Below are 22,006 nucleotides of genomic sequence, written 5' to 3'. Positions count from 1 at the left end.
TAGTGCATACAAAGACCTGTTAAAGGTTCTCCGCTCAAGCTGACAAAATCCAAGCTTTTACTTTCCTAAATAGGTCTTAGTTTCTCGATGCTTTATATCAAATCGTATCAATGCTGTTTAGGTAGTTTTCCAGCATGGTATAGCCCACTGAGTCTTTGTTATTTCGATCACTGGCATTATTTGGATTCAGGCCGTTTGCACGTTCCCAGTTATCTGGCATGCCGTCGCGATCGCTATCAGCGGGTGCTGGTGCGCTGTTCAGTTGCGGTAAGCTTGTTTCCGCCGGGCAGCTAATATAACCATTTTGGCCCAGAGTTGCCGTGCCGTTGCGCACGTCAGAAATAATCCGTTTATCAACGTCATCACGTTTTATGCTAGCGCCAACGTCGGCGAGCACTGCTGCGTAAGCATCTTGAGCTGATTGTTGATTGTTGATGGCCATGGCATTCCAGGGGGAGTTCATCTTGACGTACTCGCTGCCAGCAACGCCTTTCCAATTGTCACTGTTAACAGATGAATTGCCTTCGATAATGTTACCTGAAACGTGAAAGTTACCGATATCACCTGCACTGCGGGATTGTGGCTGCACGATAACGCCTTTAACACCACCCTCTGTTCCTGGCCCAGGCTTGTAGTAGTTGTTAATCATGTTTACCCAAACGCCGGTAAAGTTGGCGTTGCCCACCTGCTGGCGCTCACCACCGTAGGAGCTTGCGTAACCCCAGTTGTAAAGCACGTTATTGCGGTAGTCGTTGTGGCCTCCACCGGATGCCCAGCGAGGGTTGCGGCTTTCGTTGTGGGCAATTAGGTTGTGGTGATAGGTGCTGTAATCATTCCCCCAGATAGCGCCGAAACGGTGACTGTCTGTTCCTTCATTCGGGCAGGCCTCTGAAATCATTGACCACTGAATAGTGACGTTTTCGCCATGGTAAATCGACATGACTTCGTCACGGCTCCAGCTGGCCGAAACGTGGTCAATCATTACGTTGTTCTGATAACGCTTACCGAAAGCATCTTCATCACCGCGGCCATCGAAACGCACGCGTATATAACGAACTATGACGTTACTGCCATGGGTCATTTGACCGAAGATGGTGATGCCATCACCCGGCGCGGTTTGACCGGCGATAGTGGTGTTATTCGGCACGTTGAAACGGCCCGTGATGGTTCCCGAGACAGCGAAAACAACGGTGCGCCCACCTTTTGATAGCGCATCCCCTAGGCTTCCCGACCCAGAAGCATTTAGGTTGGTGACTATGTATACGTCACCACCGCGTCCACCTGTCGTGTTTTTGCCGTAGCCTTCTGCGCCGGGGAAGGCGGCCAACGGCCCGTTAGTGCTGGAAGATGATGAAGACGTGCTGCTAGAACTTGATGAGCTACTACTTGAGCTGCTACTTGAACTACTGCTTGAGCTACTGCTCGAACCGCCGTTACAGTCACCGGCACGAGGGCTCTCACCAACAACTTTCAGGTAATCAATATTCGATAAGCCCGATGCGTTGGTAGCCACTAATCTAAGTTTATTGGTGCCGCCGTTTAAGGCGATATTTGTTTGCACCGTTGTCCAGCTGGCCCAGGAACCTGTGCCGTCGAAGTCAACATTTTCAGTGATTCCGTTTACACGGATATCGGCAGTACGGTTAGTAGAGGAACCGTTAGCGTAACGCCACTCCAAAATATAGTTGCCGGTGTAGGGAACATTTACGCTCCATTCAACACCGTTGTTACTGGCATTATCGGTATTGGCGAAGCCGATACCGGTAAACCCGCTGTTGTTATTGTCAACTGAGCCGTCAACAAGACAGAAACCCTGCGCGCCTTCTTGAATAGTGATTTCGTTTTCGCCGGTTGAGCTCGAACTGCTTGACGACGAACTAGAGCTGCTGGAACTGGAACTGGAACTGGAACTGCTAGAAGACGAGTTTGAGCTACTTGAGCTAGAGCTACTTGAGCTAGAGCTACTTGAGCTAGAGCTGCTTGAACTAGAGCTGCTGGAAGACGAGCTTGAACTGGAGGAGCTTGGCGGGGTGTCGCCGCAATCGCCTAACAGTGTCCATGAAGAATCACTTCCAGGAACAGTGTTGGTGTACCAGTTTGCCGTGTACAGTTTGTTTTGATATGCCAAGCTGTCACCGGCATTCGCGTGGTTGTAATCACCTCCAGCCCAGTCCTTTGCTGGCCAGTTAGGGTAATCATTTACACCTGTACAATCTAGGGCGCTTGCTGCTGGCGGTAATGCCAGTAACGCCGCAACACCAAGGGAGAGTATTATTTTTGAGGACATATAAGGTTCCTAAATTTATTGTTTTTGGATTTACGATAGAGCGAAAGAATGAACGCTTTCTGTGTGTTTACTATTTACCACCAATGCATTTTTAGAGTTTTACATTAGGTTTTTTTAAAATCTGAAAGCAATGATTTTTATTTGTGATTCCTTAATCTCATTCCTGTGCTTAGGGAATCACAGTACTGCTTAGGCGGCCATTTCTTACTAAGTGATCTTGGTTAAATTGGTTTATTTATTATGACTAGACCATACCCATTAGAAACAAGTAATAGCGGTGCACTAAAGGCTATTAATACTGTTTAGATGGCTCTTCGGTAACGGTTTTAAATTCATATCAAGAATATTTACAGATGAGAAAGAACAGGTAATATACGTTTAAATAGAAACCAGAATAATATACTTACTTTTTTAGGCTAAAACGATGTGTGCCACATGCTTAATACGCTATAAAAAATAGTGCTGTATGCACGTTCATATAATTCAATAAAAATTAGTCTGCTTCATCTGTAAAAAACACGTGGTCACCATATAGTATTTTTTACGAATTTATTAGGGGTATTTTTTCTGTTTGTCACTGCATCCTAATATATATTGCCGCGATCCTAATGAGATAAGAATTATCCGACCTATGCACAGATATATTGTTACCAAGATCACACTATTTTTTGGTCAATTATCCTGAGAAAAATTAAGACAGCCATACTAAGAGAAATGCATTCGAGTAGTTGGAAATATCTCTTGTGTCACCGTTCGCATACCGCTAGGTCAGTTAAGCTGTGGGCTTCTGCCATATTGATGTGTAATACCAGATGGTGGTGGTTGCTCATTACGGCATAGGCACAGACATCGATACAGAAGACTTCTCCTAAGAGCTGAATATGGTATTCAACTCATTGGCGGCGGTATTCGTGATATTTACCGGTTAACGCATCAAGGCCACAGAGAAAGGCGCGGCGCACGCAGCGAGAGGTGCACGACTACAGGACGCCAAAGACGAATGATAGTAGGGTGTGGCTTCTAGGGCTATTTGTTGCTTCCTTGGGCGGCGCATGGTTCATTCCTTGAGGTTCTTTATGCTGTTGTAGTGCTCAGTGGTTTTTACCCGGATTCAAATGTTAGTGTGAGTACCCACAAGTGTTGATGAAACTCCAAACGATATAAGCCCAAACGATAAAAGCAAGGATGGAAGAGCTCGGCGTATTATCGTCTTATAGTCTTCCCCAGAGTGAGCAACGACAATCCGTTCTCTTAGTCGCTGTTTCGGACCTTAAAATATCGACCGGAATGGCCTTCCTCGGGTTTTTCCAGTTTATCGGATGCACGCGACTGGGTGCAGAATTTCAGTCGCTGGTATAACAATGAACACCGGCATAGCAAACTCCGCTTTGTGACGCCAGCGCAACGTCACCGAAAAACACCGAGGATGTCATATTGGTTAAGGGTTTTATCGTATTTTGAGGTTGCCGAATATTCAATTAGTAATGGGACGCGGGATGTTTCCATTTCGTATTCAATTGAGGGTGTGAGTGGTCTATTTATAGCTGAAATGTTACCAAATTGTCAGCGTAAATTAGTATCGTAGAGTGCTAGCCCAAAATAGCAGCACCTGACAAAACGCTGGGACAAGACAAATGAAGGTATAGCGGTAGTTGAAGGATGTTGTGCACTGCGAGAGCGAGTACAACAGAGGAGCCGGATGCGGGAAAACCGCACGTCCGGATCTGTATGAGGGGGTTTGTGTGTATGAAGTTCCTGCCGTGACTAGCTTCAATAAATAAGAGAGGATTTTGTTATCAACGGGAAACATAATTTTAACACCACTCGCCGAATTCCTTGGGTTTCTATTGGTGTCATCATATTTGTATTGATACTTCTAGGGATTGCAGTAATGTCGATACCTAAAGGTTTTAAGATGACCCACGAGCAAATAGGCACCGGCTTGCCGACTCTGGTGTTTATCTATGATCCAAATCTTGGCGTTAGCATAAGCCAGACTGAGCAAATGAATAAGGCTCGTGATCAGCTTAGTGATCAAGTTTTCTTTCTCATCGCCAAAATTAGCACCCCAGAGGGAGACCAGCTTATCGCTGACCACCGAGCCAGCCCTGCCGAGCTTTTACTCTTCGATCCATCTGGGAGGCTGATTAAAAGGCAGTTCGCTCTGATGAATTCTAGCGAATTAATCCAGTGGGTCACGGTGGGTGAGCCTTAAGCTTGGCGTGCTAGTTTTCATTCCTTTCAGTTCGTTCCCTTTGCTACAAAGTAGTTTTTTTGTGCATGTCCTACGGGCATTTTTGCACATTATCTTTAGTGCCCAATATTGGTCCACTAAGGCTCCAGTGGAGCCGTTTTCTTTAAAGGTGACCATTCATCCGCCAGCTCAACTTGCAAGGTTCTGGTTAAGGCTGTGGCCCTAAACTCTGCGCTCCAGTCATGCTGTGTGCTCCATCCATGTTGATGTGTTACACCACATGGTGGTGATTGCTTGTCGCTGCTTAGGTGCCTCTATCAACAGAGAGCACTTCTCCCTAAAAGAAAAATACGATCTGCTACCCATTGGCGTCGTTACTTATAGTGTTGGTCTGTAAGGGCGGGCAAAACCACAGAGAAGTCCAGGGCCTGCGCTACGAGGGGGGGGCACGACTGCAGGGCACAGCAAGCAATCGACATTGAGTAGTAATAGTTGGGGGGGTATCCATGGCTTGCTTGCGATAAACAAGCATTTCGTAGGTGGTGGTAAAATACACATTCTATTGTGGTTGCTAGCCTTAAGATAGGCGACTGCCCATTGTTTCGTTAGTTTGCATCTGTTTCCACTAACGGTGTAAATAAATGGCGTGGTTATGGTGTGTTTTAGCTTGTCGCTCCATAATGATTTGCAGCACAAAATCTTTGCTGTGCCGCTTGTTTTATGCATTCCGCCGTGCGGAAAAACTGCGACTAATAATTATGCGGAAGGTGTTCGTGAGTCAAGGGCTATTCTGTATTTCTTGAGTATCTATGATTCTATCTATAATGGTATGGACAATTTTTGAGGCTATAAAATGGAAAGTGTACGCCGGAAATTCGTATTTGCGATATTTTATTTATCTATTGTTGGGTTGAGTACTGCTTGCGATGAGTCGGGGCCGGCAAGCATCAGCATTTTTAATCAAAAAATTGAGACTAAGAGCGTACCAAAGGTTTCTGGACATGATGAACGATTTCTAGAGGTTACTGGATTACGTAAGTTGAGCTATGTAGTCGTTGACTCACTGTCGATGCAGGTAATGGATCAGATATCAACAATATTGCTGCCACCACAAAAAGAGGCCGCTAGCGACAATAAAACGCTATTCGCATATATCTACACAACAAAATCAAGCGGTGTTGAAGTAGATATTTCGAAATTAAATACGCATGCTTTTAGTATTGTTGGGGCCGGTAGGGATGGCATTAAGCACTTCTATTATGAAAGGCAATCGGATAATACATTTCGGGAGGTGTTGTCATTGTCGCGTAAGCTTGATGGGCTCTTAAATATGGACGAAATCCGTATGTTGCATTTTGCCGCTATTAAGGGCTCCTCATTGCCAAAAGAATCCGGAATTTTTGAATTTAGCTCAGAGCTGTTTAAAACTTTAGCGTTTAGTAAATCGCCTAATAAAGAGTTAATGAAAGTATTACTAATGGACCAATCGCGTAGCAAAGGCTCGAAAACAGTAGGTTTGTACGGTGCTGCATTGTACAGCGCTCTTCGTGCCGATGATAATCCTGGCACGGGTAGCTGTGGTAATGTGGTGTTGTGTCCTCCGGGCGGAAATGGCAGTTGTGTGTCTGACCCAATAGGAGGGCACATGTGTCAAATTGGTGATGGGGGTGGCGGCGGTGGTGGGTGTACGGCTGCTCAATTACCGGCCTTAAGTCAAGCGCTTGGATTTAGTTTGGCGGCACCAATTGATTTTCGCTCCATTCATTCGTTTAGGGATGAATTCCTTACAAACTCAAAAGCAGGGAAAGAATATGTGAGCTATATGTATGTGTTCTCCCAGTTTGCTAGGATGGATATAAAATCATTATCAAAATATGCCGCTATTATAGGACCGTTGCAGGCCAGTATAAGCACCATAATGTCCGATGCTGATAATGGTGTTGTTGTCACGGCAGATTTGGAAGGTCTAGCAAAAGAAATCATTAACGCCCATAAAGGCGTTGAAGATAAAGATTTTCAGAATATTTTGTTGCGAATGGAATTCGATCTAAGTCGCTTAGCTGGCTTGAAGAGAGATGCGTTCATTCGCGAGTTCCAAAGTTACCAGCCTGCAGGTGGCTAGCTTATTTCTTTTCGGGAACTAGGTGTTGTTTATGTGTTTTGAGCGTAAAACATGGCGTAAAGGGTGGGCTGCTTTTTCACCAAGTTATGGAGCGCAAGAAAAAGAGGTAAACCGCCTCGCGTAGGAGAGGCTGCCTCGGGAAGGTTTTTTCCTCACTTCATTGGTTGTGTTATATACTCTAGCCTACATTAATATTTGGGCGTTTACCTTAAAAGTTGGATACAACCACGGGGCGCCCGATATTTAACCCTAATTATGCATAAATCTGACTAACTTAGGCACGCGAAATACTTGTCCATATCATTTTTTAGTGTGTCATTTGAGTTCATGCTAAGCACTAACTGGCCATTTGGACGAATCAATCTTCCCGCGTGAATAAAAAGGGTATTTCTTACTCGACTCAAAGATTCGAATACCCAGAAAGCCGCGCGTTTTGCGTTCGCCTTACGCGATTTATCATGGGTTTTCATTTGCAGCTCACGATTCAGGTTATGTGCCATGACGGCACAAAGCAAATACATATTATTTCCGAATTTTGTTTTAACGGGAATGTAGTCCATTTGAGCCTGCGACTTTAATTCCGCAAACAAACCTTCCTGAGAACCGCGCCCTTGATGACATTCCATCACCTTTTTAGCACTTCTCGTGGAGTTAGTGACAATGACGGTATAATCAACCCCAGTTTTATAGGGTATAAATAGATCGAGCTGAACAACACCTTTGTGTTGAATAAAGACTTTTCTTTGAACGCCAATCATGCGAAATGACTTAGACCAGGATTTGGGTTTCCAGTCAATTTCCGTCGTGCTATACGTACTGTCTATTTTGGACCAACCCTCTTCTTTCTCCAAAATGTTTTTAAGCTTTAGGTGCCGCTCAAAGGGTACGCTGATGGTGAATTCGACTTTCTGCTGACTCAGTAAGCTAATGATTTCATCGCTAAAGAAGGCGCTATCCATTCTTACTTCAATCGCAATTTTGGGCATAAAATGCCTTATTCTACGGATATTGGCGAGAATGAATTTATGGGCGCCATTTGAATCATGAACATTTCCAGAGCGGTGTAATACGTCAAAGACTTGTCCTGTTTGTGCGATTGTACAGAACAAAGGATAGTAGCTTCGCTCACCCCTGTGTTTTTTGTTGTACCCAACGGCGGTGCCTTCTGCGTAGCGTTTACTTGATATTACAGATCCATCAAAGTCCAGGGTAATGCGAGAGAATTTTTCTTCGACGCAGCGATCCACGACCAATTGCTGAGATAAAAGTGAGACTTTTTCAATATGCTGACCTGTAACGGCGTTCAGTCGACGGCTAAGCGTTGAGTCATTAGGCAGACTGTTGAGCCCATGCAGGTGTTTTACTATAGGATCATGCTGGTAGAACTTTATATCACTTAACTTACGATAACCTAGGGTGATATGGACAATAAGGAGTATAACTAATGTCGCTTGCCCGTATGTCTGATTCGGTTGGCCGCGCTCTAAGCATTGCCTTAAACGATGTTTTAAGTTAAGCGATTTTAGCATCAACTGAAATATGACCAAACCCCCAAACGACGTGAGTTTCTGGTCGTCAAAACGGACGTCAGGGACGGCGTGGGTTTTACTGTTAATCTCGGTCTTGCTATACTTCATATCGAAACGGCTCTTGTTTTTATTCTTTTTTTTGTGGTGAAAAAATAGTAACAAAAACTTGAGCCGTTTTTTTATTTATTTATGGATTTTATGTGCTCTGGAACTCACCCAGAGTGAAATCCAGAATACATCACGAAACCAGCCTTTCAAGCTCCATTTATAGGTGTTGGGCGTGGGTTTTCTTACTGTTTATGCATTCACAGGGTTAACGCGACCCATATCAAAGCAGTCAGTAAGGTTCAGTATTTGATGTGCGCCGAATATTGTTTTCAACGTAGAGTACATTCATGCCCGACTTCCCTATTGTTAGCAGACTCGAAATCATCAACATTGAAACGGGTGTACGCCAAGAGGTGTATAGCCGTACATGTTTGTTTGAAGCGCCAAATTGGAGTCGCGATGGAAAGTTTTTAGTTTTTAATCAAGATGGGTTGCTGCACAAGATCCCCGTTGCTGGTGGCCAGCCTGAAGCTCTATTTTCTGGCAACGCAAACAAAAATAACAATGACCACGGCATTTCACCAGGTGGCGATGAAATAGCCATAAGCCATCATTCAGAAAATGATAATGGCGATTCAATCATTTACATAATGCCTATTGGCGGTGGTGAACCCAGGCGCATTACAACGCTCGGGCCTTCCTATTGGCATGGTTGGTCTCCCGATAATAAGAGGTTGGTTTACGTTGCGGGAAGAAAGCACAGTCGGCACTATAATATTTATAGCGTTGATGTTGATGGGGGTAATGAAACCCAATTAACTTTTACTGACGGCTTGGACGATGGGCCAGACTATTCCCCTTGCGGAAAGTATATTTATTACAATTCATATAGAGCCGAAAAAATGCAAATTTGGCGAATGCTTGAAAACGGGAAGGAGCAAACGCAGCTTTTACATTCACCTCATTCAGACTGGTTCCCGCACCCATCCCCAGATGGAAAGTATCTTGTATTTCTACGCTATCTAAATGATATGGGGCAAGATCATCCCTTTGGGCAAGAGGTAAAGCTGATGTTACTTCATATCGAATCTCATAAATTGAGAGATCTAACTGGGGTCTTTTATGGCGGGCAAGGCACTATTAATGTTCCTTCTTGGTCGCCAGACAGTACAGAATTCGCATTTGTGTCCTATGAGAAAATGACAGATTGAGCCTTAATTATGGGCTTAGCGTTGTAATCCTTACGGCACGGCGCTTTCAAGTGGGTGTTCGAGGAGATCGAAATCCAATGAAGGCTGCTCCCTCTACCTAATTTCGGAATAGAAACTAAGTGATAGACTATTTAGCTGTTTTCATAACATTTTTTGCCGTTATAGACCCGGTTGGTACAGTGCCGGTGTTCATAGCTGTAACAGGTAAATATGACCCAAAAACCCAGCGCCGTATAGCCTTGCTTGCAACGCTTGTGTCGGCATGTGTATTGTTGTTTTTTGTCGTCATTGGAGAGGTGCTGCTAAAGGCTTTATCCATTCCTCTTCCTGCATTTCAAATATCTGGAGGAATTGTTTTGTTTCTGTTCGCGCTGAATATGATATTTGGCGATAGTAAACCTGAAGAAGAGATAAAGCTTTTAGAAAAATCTCATAAAGAAACAGCCATTTTCCCACTTGCTGTACCCTCAATTGCGGGGCCAGGGGCGATGTTGGCTGCAGTGCTGTTAACAGAAAATGCTATATTCAGTATTTTAGAGCAAGTACAAACAGCATTAATTATGCTATCTGTATTAGCGCTTGTTTATGTGTTGATGTTGCTTTCTGGCTTTATTACCCGATTTATTGGCAGTAGTGGTGCTAGTGTGATAAGTCGAGTGATGGGGTTAATTCTTTCATCTATTGCCACTACGAATATACTCACTGGCTTCAGTGAGTACTATAGGTTTATTCAAGTATAAAAATTTGAAAATTGAATTGCATGGACTCGGACTGTTTTTTGTAAAGTAACGGTGTTTTTCTTATGAATGATTTCCAGTAATTTCATTGTTGATAGCCACTTACTATAAAAATTCTGCGCCAAAAACGTATAGTGTTGTGGTTCCTGCTTAGATTTAATCACGACAATATAAGAATGTTTGTGGTTGGGGGGTGCGAGGCTTTGGTAAGTCTTTATGCTAATTTAGCGCTCTTCACACTTCATTTTTTATGGAAGCATTTGAAGTCTGTTTTTCACCCGTGTGCTAGAGTTTTGTCGATTACACTTGGGTTTTTAATTGTGTAGGCTGAACGGTAAGCGCTGAGTAATTCTTTGCTATTTCCTGTCGTTAGAGTGACGCAGGAAGCTTGTTTTTTGGATCGGCCTTTTTTGGCGCCAATTTTGAGGTTCCCTTGATCTGTCTTGGTTATTGCCTCCGCTTATATGCAAAAATGTCTGCTGGTAGAGGTTTTAGAGTCATTGTTACCTGTAGCATTCGAGGGTTGAGGTCTAGAAGCCTAGCGTGTAGTTTTTCCAAATTTAGAGTCCTATAATCAATACTATAACCAATAATAATTAATCATGTATAAGAGGTTTTCTAATGCTCCTTCATTACAGTTATCGTGGTGTTAACCGGGTTTTTACTCGAAATTTAACGCGTGTTTTACTCGCTTTCTCCTGGGCGCTATGTTCTGGACAAATCTGGGCAAATTGTGAATACGTTATTAGCAATCAATGGGGCTCTGGTTTTGTCGCAAGTATCCGCATTACGAACAATAGCGAAAATGCCGTTGACAGCTGGGAAGTGGATTGGCAATACAGTGGTGACAATCGTGTCTCTAGTGTGTGGAACGCGAATTTTTCAGGTTCTAATCCTTATACCGCGACGGGTTTAAATTGGAATTCCTCAATCCAGCCTGGGCAAACGGCCGAATTTGGTTTTCAGGGTACCGGCGCTGGAACTGAAGTTCCTACTGTAATGGGTACCTTGTGCGATTCTAGCCTTGAGCCAACACCTACCCCGACGTCTACACCAACCCCAGTAGTTACTCCGACTCCGACTCCGACTCCGACTCCGACTCCGACTCCGACTCCGACTCCGACTCCGACTCCGACTCCGACTCCGACTCCGACTCCAACATCAGAACCCAATCAAAACACTATTGTGATTGAAGAAGAAGACGCAGGGTATTGCTTAAATACGTCTGTGGCTGTTGAATCTGCTCATGCAGGGTTTACGGGGAACGGTTATGCCAATACGGAAAACGTAGACGGTGCATCAATAGAATGGCAAGTGGATGCCAGTGTGTACGGTAGTGCAACGATAAGTATCCGATTCGCCAATGGCGGTAGCGCATCACGATCAGGCACTTTGTTTATAAATGGCGGCGCCGATGGAAGTTACAGCGTTGATTTACCTGCAACCGGCGGTTGGGCTGCGTGGCAATCCGTTGAAGTTAGTACATATTTGCAAGCCGGGGCCAATACCGTAACGTTGGTGGCCGATACCTCTAGCGGCTTGCCCAATATCGACGCTATAACGGTCACGGGTTTTAATGTGTCGCCTATATCCTGCGCGGCGTCGGTTACTCCAGACGGTTCGACCTTAGCGTTCCCTGGTGCAATGGGCTTTGGTCGATTCGCCGTCGGTGGACGTGGCGGAGAAGTGGTTCACGTTACTAACTTAAACGATAATGGTGCGGGCTCTCTTCGCGAAGCGATCAGTCAGCCTAATCGAATAGTGGTGTTTGATGTGGGTGGTGTGATAAAAATTACGGATCGTTTGGTGTTTTTACGCAACCAAACCATTGCCGGTCAAACCGCGCCAGGCGATGGTATTAGCATTTATGGAAATGGTGCGGCGTTTACCAATGCCTCTAACACTATCGTCCGTTACATCCGCTTCCGCATGGGTAAAATTGGCACCAATGATAAAGATGCTGTTTCTATCGCTCGTGGTAACGACATAATCTTCGACCATTGTTCGTTAAGCTGGGGACGTGATGGCACCCTCGACGTTAGTCCGGATAGCGGTTATACCATTTCCAATTTCACCTTCCAGAATTCCATTGTTGCGCAAGGTTTGCAAACCCATTCCACGGGCGGATTAATGACTGTGCAAGGGGGTGGTGCCTCAATATTACGATCGCTTTACATCGATAACCATACGCGAAACCCCAAGGCACGCGGCGTTTTACAGTTTGTGAATAATGTGGTGTATCACTGGGGGGTCGCAGGTTACATTCTGGGTGATTCGGCGGCAGATTCCGGTGCGCGTTACAATGGTGCCTTAGTGGGTAATATGTTTATCTCCGGCCCCGAAACCAGCGGTGCAGTAATGAAAAGTGGCAGTGCTGTGTACCACTTGTACGCCAAGGATAACTGGTATGACCCAGACAAAAACGGCAGCTTAAACCCGTTTTTGTTGGACCAAAGTGGTTATGGCAGTGTTACTTGGTACGATTCCCCGCCTATCGACTACCCTGAAGTGCCAACACTTGGTGCTCAAGCGGCGTTGGACTATGTGATTGCGAATGCCGGTGCGTCTAAAAGCCGCGATGCGGTGGACCAATTTTTAATGAATGAACTGCAAAGCTGGGGTACAGCGGGTAAAACAATTAGTGACGAAACGAGTCTTGGCCTACCGAATGTGGTGGGTATTATTCGTGGTGGTACCGCTCCCACTGATACCGATCGCGATGGTATGCCCGATAGCTGGGAACAGCAAAACGGTTTAAATCCTAACAGTGCAGCTGATGCCATGCAGGATATTGATGGTGATGGCTGGGTAAATGTAGAAGAATACATCAACAGCTTAGCGCTTTAAGGGGTATTTAGCTTTTACCAAAAAGGGGCCTTCGCAGGGGAGGCCCTTTGGTCTAAGGTAAACGACAATAACCTCATTAGAAATAGCTAGAATACAGACCAGTAAAACAATTAGTCGTTGTATTTATAAAACGCTTTTTGGGGCGTTACCCTTTATTGTTTTCCGTGCCATGGAGGACGTCTTAATTTATGTTGAAATGGCGAGCATTGAGTGGGGACGTTAGGCGAATAATAGGATATTTTACGTAAAACGCAGAATGACTGAGATAAACCAAAGATACTTAGTGTAAAGCTGGAACAGTTGGTTAGCAAAATGAATCCAAATAAACGAACATTTTAGTGAGCAGCTTATGGATACGCATATTGAACTTAAGAATGGGGATACCGATACCGGTAAAAAGTGGGGTGGTAAGGTGCTCGCAGAAACACCCGCGTATACTGTTACCGAATTACAGAAAAACCTTAAATCGGTAGGTACTTTCACCACAGCAGAGAACGGTATATTTGGCCCGCAAACGGAAAAATCTTTAAAAATATTTCAGTGGGTGTGTGCCAATATGACGGTTTGTATTAAGGCTAAAGCCCGAGCTACTCGCTTAAAAACATCCAATATTTTAACCAGTGGAAAATTGGACAAAAGCACCTACGATGAACTTGCTGTATGGGTTAAAGACAGTAAAAAAGTGACTGGCGATTTAGTTCGTGTCCCTTTCTCTGGTCTTTCCAATATTGAAGCTGGACCGAGCTTTAAAAAAACGGGTTCTACTAAGGTTCAGGCTGGCGAACTGGTGATGTCTAGTGGCGCAAAGGCGCTGTTGACTAAGTTGAATGAAAAAGCCAAAGAAAAGAAAGTGACGATAAAAATTAATCAAGTGTTTCGGGAACATGGTGTGAAAGTCAGTGGCGCGGTAGTACCACCGGCGAGTAAATCGCAGCACCTTATCGGTCATGCGTTAGATTGTAATATTGTTGATGGCGATAGCTGGAATAACAGCACTAACTTTAAAAATAAGAAACAAACGCAAAACGCGAAAGATATTGTAAAAGCTCTGAAAGATGCCGGGTATCGTTGGGGCGGTGATTTTACGAAGGTGGATACGCCTCATTTTGATTCAAAACTAGACTCGGCAACCTTTCCCTATGATGCAAAATTTTTCCTGAATCAACGAATGGTGTCTGAAAATCAGGAAATCCCCAAGGAGGCGAGTTAAATGTTTCCTAAGCAGTTTCTCTCCAGCCTTGGTTTACTGATTTTTCTAGCTGTTACTGTGAGTGGTTGTAGTGTTCATGAGCCCAGCAGTGCAAACATTAACGCTAGTATATTTGGTTCTCCGGAATTACAACAGCGTTATGACTTGGGTAAACCTATTGTGCTATTTTCCTATAGCGAAGATATTTCGGCTACCGAGGCCTATGCTGATTGGGCTGCCTACCTTAATGAATTTAAACAGGAGCAAGGTGATGGTTTTCTCTTTATTCGGGTTGTTAAAGCCGATTTTAACATTCAGCTTGGCGATGAGGACGAATTTACATTGTTTGTGAAGAAGGGATACCCAAACTATCTTTACCAAGGTTTAATAGTGGAGCCTCAGGTATATGGCGCGGTTGCCAAGCGATATTCGGATACGGCGTTGAGCGGCATGGATAGGGCGTTTATGCCAGAAGAAGTGGACTAAGGTATTCGTTTACACTGTATTCGAGCGCTCAGGCTCGATAAGTGTTTGGGTGTTTGAATGAACCGTACAATACGGCAGATATAAGGAGTACCTTTTGGGTGCTCCTTTTTTTATGTGTGATTTATACGCATGGAAGGCTTTCGTGGCTAGCGCTGTACTTTCGCCTAATGGCGAAAAATAGCGAATGGAGGGTGGCAAGGTTTTTTAGCGTTATTTCTTTAGCGCAGGGTTTTACATAAATCCGCTAGTGCGGTGAGTAACACAAGCCTTTGCGCATAGCCTATTGAGCAATGCTCAAAATGCTACCTCTACACCAAAGGTAAACATACGGCCTCTATTTTCTAATCCAGTCACCATCCGTCGGTTCATGCTCGGTGAATAATAAGTAGCATCGGTAAGATTATAGGCGCGGGCTATAAATTTGGTATTGTCGTAATTTGCCTTGTAAAACGATGCATTTAATAGCCAATACGCCTCTAGTGTTTTTAGCGAGGGGTTGGTTCGCGTAACGATAACTTGTTGTGTGTTGCTGTGAAACTGAGTATTGAGGTTTGCACCCCATTCCGTTCGGTTGTAGCTGGCAATGAGCGAGAGTGTGTCAGTTGAAAACGATTGTGGTTCTTTTCTGTTTGGGGTAAATAGGTATAGGCCATGCGTAGGCGGGTGAAAGAACCCATTCTGGCCGACATCTCCATCTCCAACCCAGAGGTTGTAAGGGTATCTGTTTCGTTATTGAGAGTTAGTCCAAAAGGGCCTCCGCCAGGTTTTAGGCTGATACGGTTCTTATGCTTACTTACAAACAGTGTTACGGCGCTTTGTAGGCTTATATTTTTGTTGAGCTGTTCAGCCCAATTTTGTAGCCAAGCTGTTTCCAGTGTGCGGATTTTTTCTGATTTGATGGCTGGGTTGCCAATATACACATCATCGGTTTGCAAGCGGTTGGGGGCACGAAAGGCTTCTCCGTACATTAGTTTAAAGCTTCGTGTGGGTGACGGAGTAAAAATAAGTGCGGTACGTGGATTGAAATCTGCGCCGATACCCGTGGGTTTATCGAGGCGCATGCCCAATGTGCCGTGTAATTAATCTGAGAAAAGAAATAGTGGCCTTACCGTCTACACCCTGATTTGGGTCTTGGGTGGATGTGGTTGAAAGGTCTATTTGGGAGGTCAAATCGGCGCCATAGTGAACACCGTCACCCTTCTATAATCGGGTGAAACCTGAGGCTTTTCAATGATTATTGTGTACTGAACCATTGGTGTAGAGCTCTCGGCTGCCATAGTCGTCTGCCGCGACATAGGCCTCATTGGTGTCTTTTGTGGTGATGATGTTGACTACGCCAGAGAATGCACTGGAGCCATACATGGCGGAGCCGGGGCCTAGGATGACTTCCACGCGGTCAACATTTGCTGTTGTGATAAATCGGTTATCAAACATGGCTCCACCAGACATATCTGAGTTCATACGCTGACCGTCCATCAAAAAAAGTACTGAATACGATGGTTGCCCAGTGACGAGGCCGCGGGCGACTACTCTATAGCCTTGATTAAGGAAGGTGACGCGGGAGGTTTGAAAGCCAGGCACGAAATTCAATAATTCCTCTACGCTGCGAACCTCCATTTCTAATATCTGGTGACGTAAAAAAATAGTGACGGAGGAGGGGGTAAGTCTAGCTTGTTCTTTATGCCTTGAGGCAACCTCTACTTTTATTGACATTAAATCTTTGAGTGATAGGCCCATCAGGTCATTTATTTCAGGTGCTTGCGTATAGGCTATTTACGGCTACAGCAGACACGACAGCAGAATGCTGTACTAAGCGAAGTGATTTACCGAAATATAACGCTTTTTCAAGATGACCTTCTTCATGAATGTAGGTATCTTTAATCTGTGTACTATTCTAGCTTTCTAGGGTTGTCTGTCTACTTATTTGCCCTAGAAACCAATAGGAAGTGCCTGAAAGCCAATAACGGGTTAAAACCTGATTTTTATTTGCTACCGAATTTGTGGGTTTATTTATTTCGAAGGCCTTACGTTAAGGGGAGTTTATCTATGCAGTATGTCTATACCTTTATTCTATTGTTTGGTGTTGCGCTTGTTATTTCTGCGTGCGCTTCCGCAATAAAAAGTAGTGCTGACGAGATCGAGACCTCGGCTGATCTTAATGAGAACTACGCAATACCGGTTACTGAATGCCGCGAACCGCGATCTCCACGGTGTACGAGAGATTACGTGCCAGTGTGCGCTACTAGAGATACCAAAAGGCAATGTGTGACTACGCCATGCCCAGCTACGGAGGACGTGACCTATGCAAATGGGTGTAGCGCCTGTGCAGATACAAATGTTCAGCATTATCGTCCAGGGGCGTGTGAGTCTTAGGCAAGGCAGGCCCGTCGGCATTATTGGGTTATTGTGGGTTTTTGTTAGAAACATTGTTAGAAGGCTATTAATGGTGTTGGTGTTAACCCCCCATTTTGCTATCCCCACAAGCTGTCATTTGCTTAGAACGAGTATCTACAACATACAATGAAAAATGCTGGCTTAATCAACTCGTCGGGCTTTTAAAGGCCCGAGATAACGAGTCAAATAGTAGAAATCTGGATTTGAGTTTATGTTACTGAAAGCTCGCATAAAAATGCAATAACGCCGTTACTTCCTCTGCTTTTAGGCCATTTGTTTTTATCTTCATATCGGCATCCATTGGTCGTTTTCCTGCGGCAAAGGCGTTTAGCTGGGCGCGTAAAACCGGTGTCCATTGCCCAGCAAGAAAACCGGAATCTGTACCCGCCGTAGCGCCATCGTCATGGCAATCCTGGCAATGTTTCTCATGCAAGGACTTTCCTTTTGTCACTTGGCTTGGGTCGAAAGTTTGGATGGCAGGTTTAAAGGTTTTTTCTGAAAAATACCTGGAAAGCTCGCTCAGACTATAGTCATCTAGTGTCGCTACAGCCTTGCACATGGTGGTTTGCTTTCCCGCCTTTGGGCCACGGGGGTAGGTTACCGGTGGGCAGGGACGGCCGCGGGCTTGAAGCAGTATCAAAGCGTTTTCCATGTAAAACGCAGAGTAACCCGCAATGGTGGGCGTAGTGGGATCTGTTGAAACCCCATTTTTGCCGTGACAAGATTCGCAATCGTTGATAGTAATTAACAGTTCTGGGTCGATGGGGTTATCAAGCAGCGCGGAATCTTGCGCGGTAGCAATGGCAGGAGAAAGCAAAAAAAATAAGGCGAGAAACCTGTGTTGGATGTTCATGGAAAACGATCCTCCTATTCTCACGGTTACTTTATTATTGGCCTGAAGTAGCCCATAGGGAATCGTTCCTTGGCAAAAATATTTGTTTTGGGTCAAGCAAAACTGGAATAGGCCTGTCGCATCGGTTTAACGGTCGTATCAGGGGATGTAGCCGTTCGGTAATTGGTGCGCGATGCCTTTATGGCAGTCGATACAGGTTTCGTTTTTGTCGGCTTTTCTTTCAAGGCTATGTTTTTTGGCGGTACGCCGGTCCTGATTGGCCATTGCTTCTAGGGAGTGACAGCTGCGACATTCACGAGAGTCGGTAGCTTCCATATCAGCCCAAACACGTTCGGCCATTTCTAGGCGTTTGGCTTCGAATTTTTCGGGTGTGGAAATGGTGCCCAGAATTTTTGCTGGAATTTCGACTAGACCTTTATGGGTTTTACGTAAAATTTTCGGGCCCCAGGCTTGGGGCACATGGCAGTCAGAGCAGCCCGTTCTTATGCCACTGGAGTTGTTGTAATGCGGGGTTTCTTTATAGGCCTGGAATATGTTGGTTTCCATTTCGTGGCAGGAAACACAGAATTCCATGCTACTGGTTTCGTGAATAACATAGTTAAAGCCGCCCAGCGCGATAGCACCCAATAGGAGCATGGCAAAGCCACCGGCGGGAATACCCAGCCAAATCCAGTGGTTCGGCTTTTTCCATAATCGTGATTTACGCGGTGGTTGTTCAGACATTGCACTTACTCGGCTTTTTAGGTGAGAAGTTGAATTACTGAAAGCTGGCGTAGAAGTGGAGCAGCGCCTTAACGTCTTCTGGCTTCAATACTTCCATTTTCGGCTTCATTTTTTCGTCCATGGGCCGCTTACCTTCAAGGTACTCTGTCATTTGAACGTCTAGGAACGGCGTCCACTGGCCCGCGAGTATGCCGGCATCATCATCTGGCGAGCTGCCGCCATCTTCATGACACTTTGTGCAATGCAGTTCGTGCAGGCCTGAGCCAATTTTGGCTAGGGCTGGGTCGAACGCTTGCTTGGCGCGGACGAAGGGTTTTTCTGCGTAGTGTTCCCCAATGGCGTTTGATTGTTCTTCGCTTAGGTGGGCAACGGCTTCACACATGGTGGTGGAGGTTCCTTTTTTAGCACCGGTTAAATATTTAATTTGCGGGCAGGGGCGAGCTTTTTCTTTGTAAATGAGTAAGGACTCCGCTAGGTAGTAAGCGGAGTAACCGGCAATGGTGGGCACCATTGGATCTGTGGAAGCTCCGTTCTTACCGTGACAGGCCTCGCAATCGGCGATAAGGCCCGCTGTATCGGCAGCGAAAGCTACAGGTATCACGGCCACTAGCAAGGGGGTGATTAAAGCCAGAACTGTAGGTTGTAGATTCATGGCGAAAATTCTCTATTGCTTGTCAGAATGATCATTATTAACGGGTTTTATTGGGCCTGTTAATTGGATGAGTTGTTGTGTTTGTTCCAGATCAACACCTGCGACATTTTGTCGCAGTCTACGCTACAATCAATTTAAACTGTTTAATAATTAACCTGTAAATGCAAATTGTAGTCAATTTTGGCCTATTCAGGCCCCAAATCAGTTGTTTAATCACTAGAGTTAAGTTTCACCACTCTGATACTCGGCATCAGGAGGCTTCATGAAACAGGTACACTCGGCGGGACACTTCTGTAAGCAAGCTTTTGTCCTTTTTACGATTTCCTTTGTTCTTTTGATGGCCGGTTGCGGTGGCGGCAGCGATGGTGCTACTGGCGCGCAAGGGCCTGCGGGCCCAGAAGGGGCGGAGGGTCCTGAGGGGCCGCCGGGGCAGTCTGTGGGTACTATTGAAGCCAATGAGCTGTCGTTCGTTGTGAGTGGGGTGGTGATTGAGAGTGCGCCGGTGGTGAATTTCTCAGTGACGAACGAGCGGGGAGAGGGCTTTTCCGGCATTGGTGAAAGTGATCTACGCTTTAATCTTTCTAAACTGTTGCCGGCGCTAAGCGGCGAACCTAGTCGATGGCAGAATTATATTTTGCGCGCCAGTTCCGGTGGTATGCAGGCTCGCCAAGAGCGCAACCGCAGCGGCTACCCTTGGGGGACGCTCGAAAACCACGGTGATGGCCGTTACACGTATACCTTCGCTACCGATGTTTCTACTGTTGAGTGCCCAGACCCTTGCACCGATTTTGACGGTGCGCCGTTGGATGTCAGTTATCAACCCATGTTAACGCACCGCCTGAGTATTCAGCAGGGTAACCGTGATATCCCTTTAGTGAATATGGTGCACGATTTTTTACCGGCGGGCGGCGATGTAGTGGATATGCGTGAAATTATCTCCACCGAGAACTGCAATCAATGTCACGATAAAATTACTGTTCACGGTACGCGTTTTGAAGCGCAGTTGTGCGTTACTTGCCATAACCCTGGTACTTGGAATGGTGACAATAACTACAGCGCTGATATGTCGCCGATGATTCACCGTATTCATGCCGGCGCCAATTTGCCCAGTGTTAAGGCTGGCGGAAGTTTGATTATTCGCGGTGATGACTTTTCCGATGTGGTATATCCACAAGACATCCGCAACTGCAGTAAGTGCCATGATGGCAGCAACCCATTAACGCCCCAAGGCCATGCCTGGATGCAGCCGAGCCTGTCGGCCTGTGGTTCCTGTCATGACGATATTGACTTTAACGTTGATGGTTCTGTTACCGAGGGCGGTCACACCGGTGGTGTGGTTACCGACAACAGCGAATGTATGACCTGTCACGATACGGATCGCATCGCCGGCAGTGTGGCTGAGTCGCATACTATTCCCGATAAGGTCGCGCGCGATTACTTCCAATTTAACTTTCTTTCTATTTGTGGAACCACTGTGGATATGGGACCGGTTTGCCCACCTAACACCAGCCCAACACTTACTTTTTCAGTGACTGACCCGAGTGGCGCCGAGAATCATCAGTACGGCAATGCTTACAACGTGCGTGCCGATGGCACCGATCCGGAATTTACTACCGGCGGGGCATCATTCAACATGTTGGTCGCATGGAGTACGGGCGACTATACAAACCATGACGGCATGGGTTCGCGACCATCACGTACCGATTCGATAAACTTAAGAACCTCAACCGCTGTTACCGATAACGCCGACGGTACTTTTACCGTGAACGGTGCGATAGAAGGTGTGGTGGTACCCGTTTCGGCTAGCGGGTCGGGCGCCATTGCTTTAGAAGGTCATCCCATTGGTAAAGATGGGGAAGGTAACTTCAGTGTGCGTGTGCCGGTGAATAGTGAGGTCAGCTATTTCGCTATAACGGATACCAGCCCACAACCAAGGCGTCACGTGGTGGATGTGCCAACTAAGTGCGATCGTTGCCACGATGCGCTTAACCTGCACGGTAATAATCGCAACAATAACGGCCAGCTCTGTGTTCTTTGCCACAATCCGGCAGGAACCGATATTGGTCGTCGCCCCAAAGATGCCACCACGGGGCTGGTGGATGTAACGGCTACCGTTGATGGTATGGCCGAACAAAGTGTTGATTTTAAATACATGATCCACGCGATACACGCAGGGGCCAAAACCACTTACGACGGCGAGGAGGGCCACGGTTTCCGCGAGCAAGGTTATGTGGCATACGGTTATGGGGGCTCGGCACACGATTACAGCCATGTGCGTTTCCCTGGTGTTTTAAGTAAATGTGAAACCTGTCACCTCGACGACACCTTTACGTTGGATGACCGCTCTGACGACGGCGGTGCGGATTGGCTTATGCCATCTTTCTTCGGCATTCTTGGTAGTACTGTGAATACGCATCCCAATGCGGCGGCCGATGGTTCCGATTTTGTTTCCCGGGTAGCCGATCAAACAGACGATTGGAAAATGTCGCCTACGGTGTCGGTATGTTCCGCTTGCCATGATAGTTCACTCGCGCAGCAGCACATGACAGACAACAACGGCATTTTTGGTGGCGAGGGTTCTGAGCCGCTGGTCATTGCAAATAATATTGAGTCATGTGCGGTGTGCCATGGCCCAGGTAAAATTGCCGACGTGAAGTTTGTGCATGATGAAGCCTTTGATAACTTCTGGGGGGATGTCATTCCCGATTAGTGCTCTCTTAGGGGCGGTGGCTGC

General features: G+C 45.9%; 15 protein-coding genes and 2 pseudogenes. 9 read left to right on the top strand and 8 right to left on the bottom strand.

The genetic code is table 11. The features are described from left to right. Nucleotides 1–97 precede the first annotated feature (97 nt). Together H5336_RS04080 and H5336_RS22850 are read right to left on the bottom strand one after the other, a co-directional pair. Nucleotides 98–2,287, bottom strand: a complete 2,190-nt coding sequence (locus tag H5336_RS04080) for a cellulose-binding domain-containing protein (RefSeq protein WP_185231656.1) — start codon at nucleotides 2,285–2,287, stop codon at nucleotides 98–100. 749 nt (nucleotides 2,288–3,036) lie between these two features. Next, a pseudogene (locus tag H5336_RS22850) lies at nucleotides 3,037–3,341 on the bottom strand (hypothetical protein); the annotation flags it as partial. A gap of 131 nt (nucleotides 3,342–3,472) precedes the next feature. Between H5336_RS22850 and H5336_RS04075 the strand changes: the two are divergent. From H5336_RS04075 to H5336_RS04065, 3 genes and pseudogenes are all read left to right on the top strand, one after another. After that, a pseudogene (locus tag H5336_RS04075) lies at nucleotides 3,473–3,701 on the top strand (integrase core domain-containing protein); the annotation flags it as partial. 477 nt (nucleotides 3,702–4,178) lie between these two features. Further along, nucleotides 4,179–4,502, top strand: coding sequence for a hypothetical protein (locus tag H5336_RS04070; protein WP_221627977.1), 324 nt, complete (start codon nucleotides 4,179–4,181; stop codon nucleotides 4,500–4,502). A gap of 832 nt (nucleotides 4,503–5,334) precedes the next feature. After that, nucleotides 5,335–6,603 (top strand): hypothetical protein, encoded by a 1,269-nt coding sequence (locus H5336_RS04065; protein ID WP_185231654.1) that lies wholly within the window; start codon nucleotides 5,335–5,337, stop codon nucleotides 6,601–6,603. A 269-nt stretch (nucleotides 6,604–6,872) separates the two neighbouring features. On the opposite strand, the gene H5336_RS04060 is transcribed toward H5336_RS04065, so the two are convergent. Further along, nucleotides 6,873–8,240 carry an IS1380 family transposase gene (locus tag H5336_RS04060; protein WP_185231652.1) on the bottom strand — a complete coding sequence of 456 codons (1,368 nt, stop codon included), beginning with the start codon at nucleotides 8,238–8,240 and terminating at the stop codon, nucleotides 6,873–6,875. Nucleotides 8,241–8,527: 287 nt separating this feature from the next. On the opposite strand from H5336_RS04060, the gene H5336_RS04055 reads away from it, so the two are divergent. The 5 genes from H5336_RS04055 (at nucleotide 8,528) to H5336_RS04035 (ending at nucleotide 14,650) form a co-directional block, all read left to right on the top strand. Beyond that, nucleotides 8,528–9,391 carry a TolB family protein gene (locus H5336_RS04055; protein WP_185231650.1) on the top strand — a complete coding sequence of 288 codons (864 nt, stop codon included), beginning with the start codon at nucleotides 8,528–8,530 and terminating at the stop codon, nucleotides 9,389–9,391. A 119-nt stretch (nucleotides 9,392–9,510) separates the two neighbouring features. Further along, nucleotides 9,511–10,131, top strand: a complete 621-nt coding sequence (locus tag H5336_RS04050; protein WP_185231648.1) for a MarC family protein — start codon at nucleotides 9,511–9,513, stop codon at nucleotides 10,129–10,131. Nucleotides 10,132–10,749: 618 nt separating this feature from the next. Beyond that, nucleotides 10,750–12,975 carry a cellulose binding domain-containing protein gene (locus H5336_RS04045; RefSeq protein ID WP_185231646.1) on the top strand — a complete coding sequence of 742 codons (2,226 nt, stop codon included), beginning with the start codon at nucleotides 10,750–10,752 and terminating at the stop codon, nucleotides 12,973–12,975. 349 nt (nucleotides 12,976–13,324) lie between these two features. Then, nucleotides 13,325–14,185 (top strand): M15 family metallopeptidase, encoded by an 861-nt coding sequence (locus tag H5336_RS04040; protein WP_185231644.1) that lies wholly within the window; start codon nucleotides 13,325–13,327, stop codon nucleotides 14,183–14,185. After that, nucleotides 14,186–14,650 (top strand): hypothetical protein, encoded by a 465-nt coding sequence (locus H5336_RS04035; RefSeq protein ID WP_185231642.1) that lies wholly within the window; start codon nucleotides 14,186–14,188, stop codon nucleotides 14,648–14,650. It begins immediately after the preceding gene. A 485-nt stretch (nucleotides 14,651–15,135) separates the two neighbouring features. Here H5336_RS04035 and H5336_RS04030 read toward each other — a convergent pair whose 3' ends face one another. From H5336_RS04030 to H5336_RS04010, 5 genes are all read right to left on the bottom strand, one after another. Continuing rightward, on the bottom strand, nucleotides 15,136–15,711 hold the full coding sequence (locus H5336_RS04030; protein ID WP_185231640.1) for a TonB-dependent receptor domain-containing protein: 576 nt from the start codon (nucleotides 15,709–15,711) through the stop codon (nucleotides 15,136–15,138). A 166-nt stretch (nucleotides 15,712–15,877) separates the two neighbouring features. Further along, a complete protein-coding gene (locus H5336_RS23355) occupies nucleotides 15,878–16,363 on the bottom strand; it encodes a TonB-dependent receptor plug domain-containing protein (protein ID WP_185231638.1) in 486 nt (161 codons plus the stop codon). Between the two features lie 895 nt (nucleotides 16,364–17,258). Continuing rightward, the gene (locus H5336_RS04020; protein ID WP_185231636.1) at nucleotides 17,259–17,897 is read right to left on the bottom strand and encodes a c-type cytochrome; all 639 of its coding nucleotides are present in this window, start codon (nucleotides 17,895–17,897) and stop codon (nucleotides 17,259–17,261) included. 138 nt (nucleotides 17,898–18,035) lie between these two features. Next, nucleotides 18,036–18,620 carry a NapC/NirT family cytochrome c gene (locus H5336_RS04015; protein WP_221627976.1) on the bottom strand — a complete coding sequence of 195 codons (585 nt, stop codon included), beginning with the start codon at nucleotides 18,618–18,620 and terminating at the stop codon, nucleotides 18,036–18,038. Nucleotides 18,621–18,654: 34 nt separating this feature from the next. Next, on the bottom strand, nucleotides 18,655–19,272 hold the full coding sequence (locus H5336_RS04010) for a c-type cytochrome (protein WP_185231634.1): 618 nt from the start codon (nucleotides 19,270–19,272) through the stop codon (nucleotides 18,655–18,657). A gap of 262 nt (nucleotides 19,273–19,534) precedes the next feature. On the opposite strand from H5336_RS04010, the gene H5336_RS04005 reads away from it, so the two are divergent. Beyond that, entirely contained in the window at nucleotides 19,535–21,982 is a 2,448-nt protein-coding gene (locus H5336_RS04005; protein ID WP_185231632.1) for an OmcA/MtrC family decaheme c-type cytochrome, read from the top strand. Nucleotides 21,983–22,006 lie beyond the last annotated feature (24 nt).

It is taken from the genome of Teredinibacter franksiae (assembly GCF_014218805.1).
Taxonomy (GTDB): Bacteria; Pseudomonadota; Gammaproteobacteria; order Pseudomonadales; family Cellvibrionaceae; genus Teredinibacter; species Teredinibacter franksiae.
The sequence above is the reverse complement of the archived record's forward strand: the minus strand, read 5'-3'. Positions and strand labels throughout refer to the sequence as shown.

Coding starts and splice junctions, on each gene's coding strand:
- H5336_RS04070 (WP_221627977.1), top strand. CDS start 4,179: ATGTCGATACCTAAAGGTTTTAAGATGACCCACGAGCAAATAGGCACC.
- H5336_RS04080 (WP_185231656.1), bottom strand. CDS start 2,287: ATGTCCTCAAAAATAATACTCTCCCTTGGTGTTGCGGCGTTACTGGCA.
- H5336_RS04010 (WP_185231634.1), bottom strand. CDS start 19,272: ATGAATCTACAACCTACAGTTCTGGCTTTAATCACCCCCTTGCTAGTG.
- H5336_RS04065 (WP_185231654.1), top strand. CDS start 5,335: ATGGAAAGTGTACGCCGGAAATTCGTATTTGCGATATTTTATTTATCT.
- H5336_RS04060 (WP_185231652.1), bottom strand. CDS start 8,240: ATGAAGTATAGCAAGACCGAGATTAACAGTAAAACCCACGCCGTCCCT.
- H5336_RS23355 (WP_185231638.1), bottom strand. CDS start 16,363: ATGTCAATAAAAGTAGAGGTTGCCTCAAGGCATAAAGAACAAGCTAGA.
- H5336_RS04045 (WP_185231646.1), top strand. CDS start 10,750: ATGCTCCTTCATTACAGTTATCGTGGTGTTAACCGGGTTTTTACTCGA.
- H5336_RS04030 (WP_185231640.1), bottom strand. CDS start 15,711: ATGCGCCTCGATAAACCCACGGGTATCGGCGCAGATTTCAATCCACGT.
- H5336_RS04040 (WP_185231644.1), top strand. CDS start 13,325: ATGGATACGCATATTGAACTTAAGAATGGGGATACCGATACCGGTAAA.
- H5336_RS04020 (WP_185231636.1), bottom strand. CDS start 17,897: ATGAACATCCAACACAGGTTTCTCGCCTTATTTTTTTTGCTTTCTCCT.
- H5336_RS04005 (WP_185231632.1), top strand. CDS start 19,535: ATGAAACAGGTACACTCGGCGGGACACTTCTGTAAGCAAGCTTTTGTC.
- H5336_RS04035 (WP_185231642.1), top strand. CDS start 14,186: ATGTTTCCTAAGCAGTTTCTCTCCAGCCTTGGTTTACTGATTTTTCTA.
- H5336_RS04055 (WP_185231650.1), top strand. CDS start 8,528: ATGCCCGACTTCCCTATTGTTAGCAGACTCGAAATCATCAACATTGAA.
- H5336_RS04015 (WP_221627976.1), bottom strand. CDS start 18,620: ATGTCTGAACAACCACCGCGTAAATCACGATTATGGAAAAAGCCGAAC.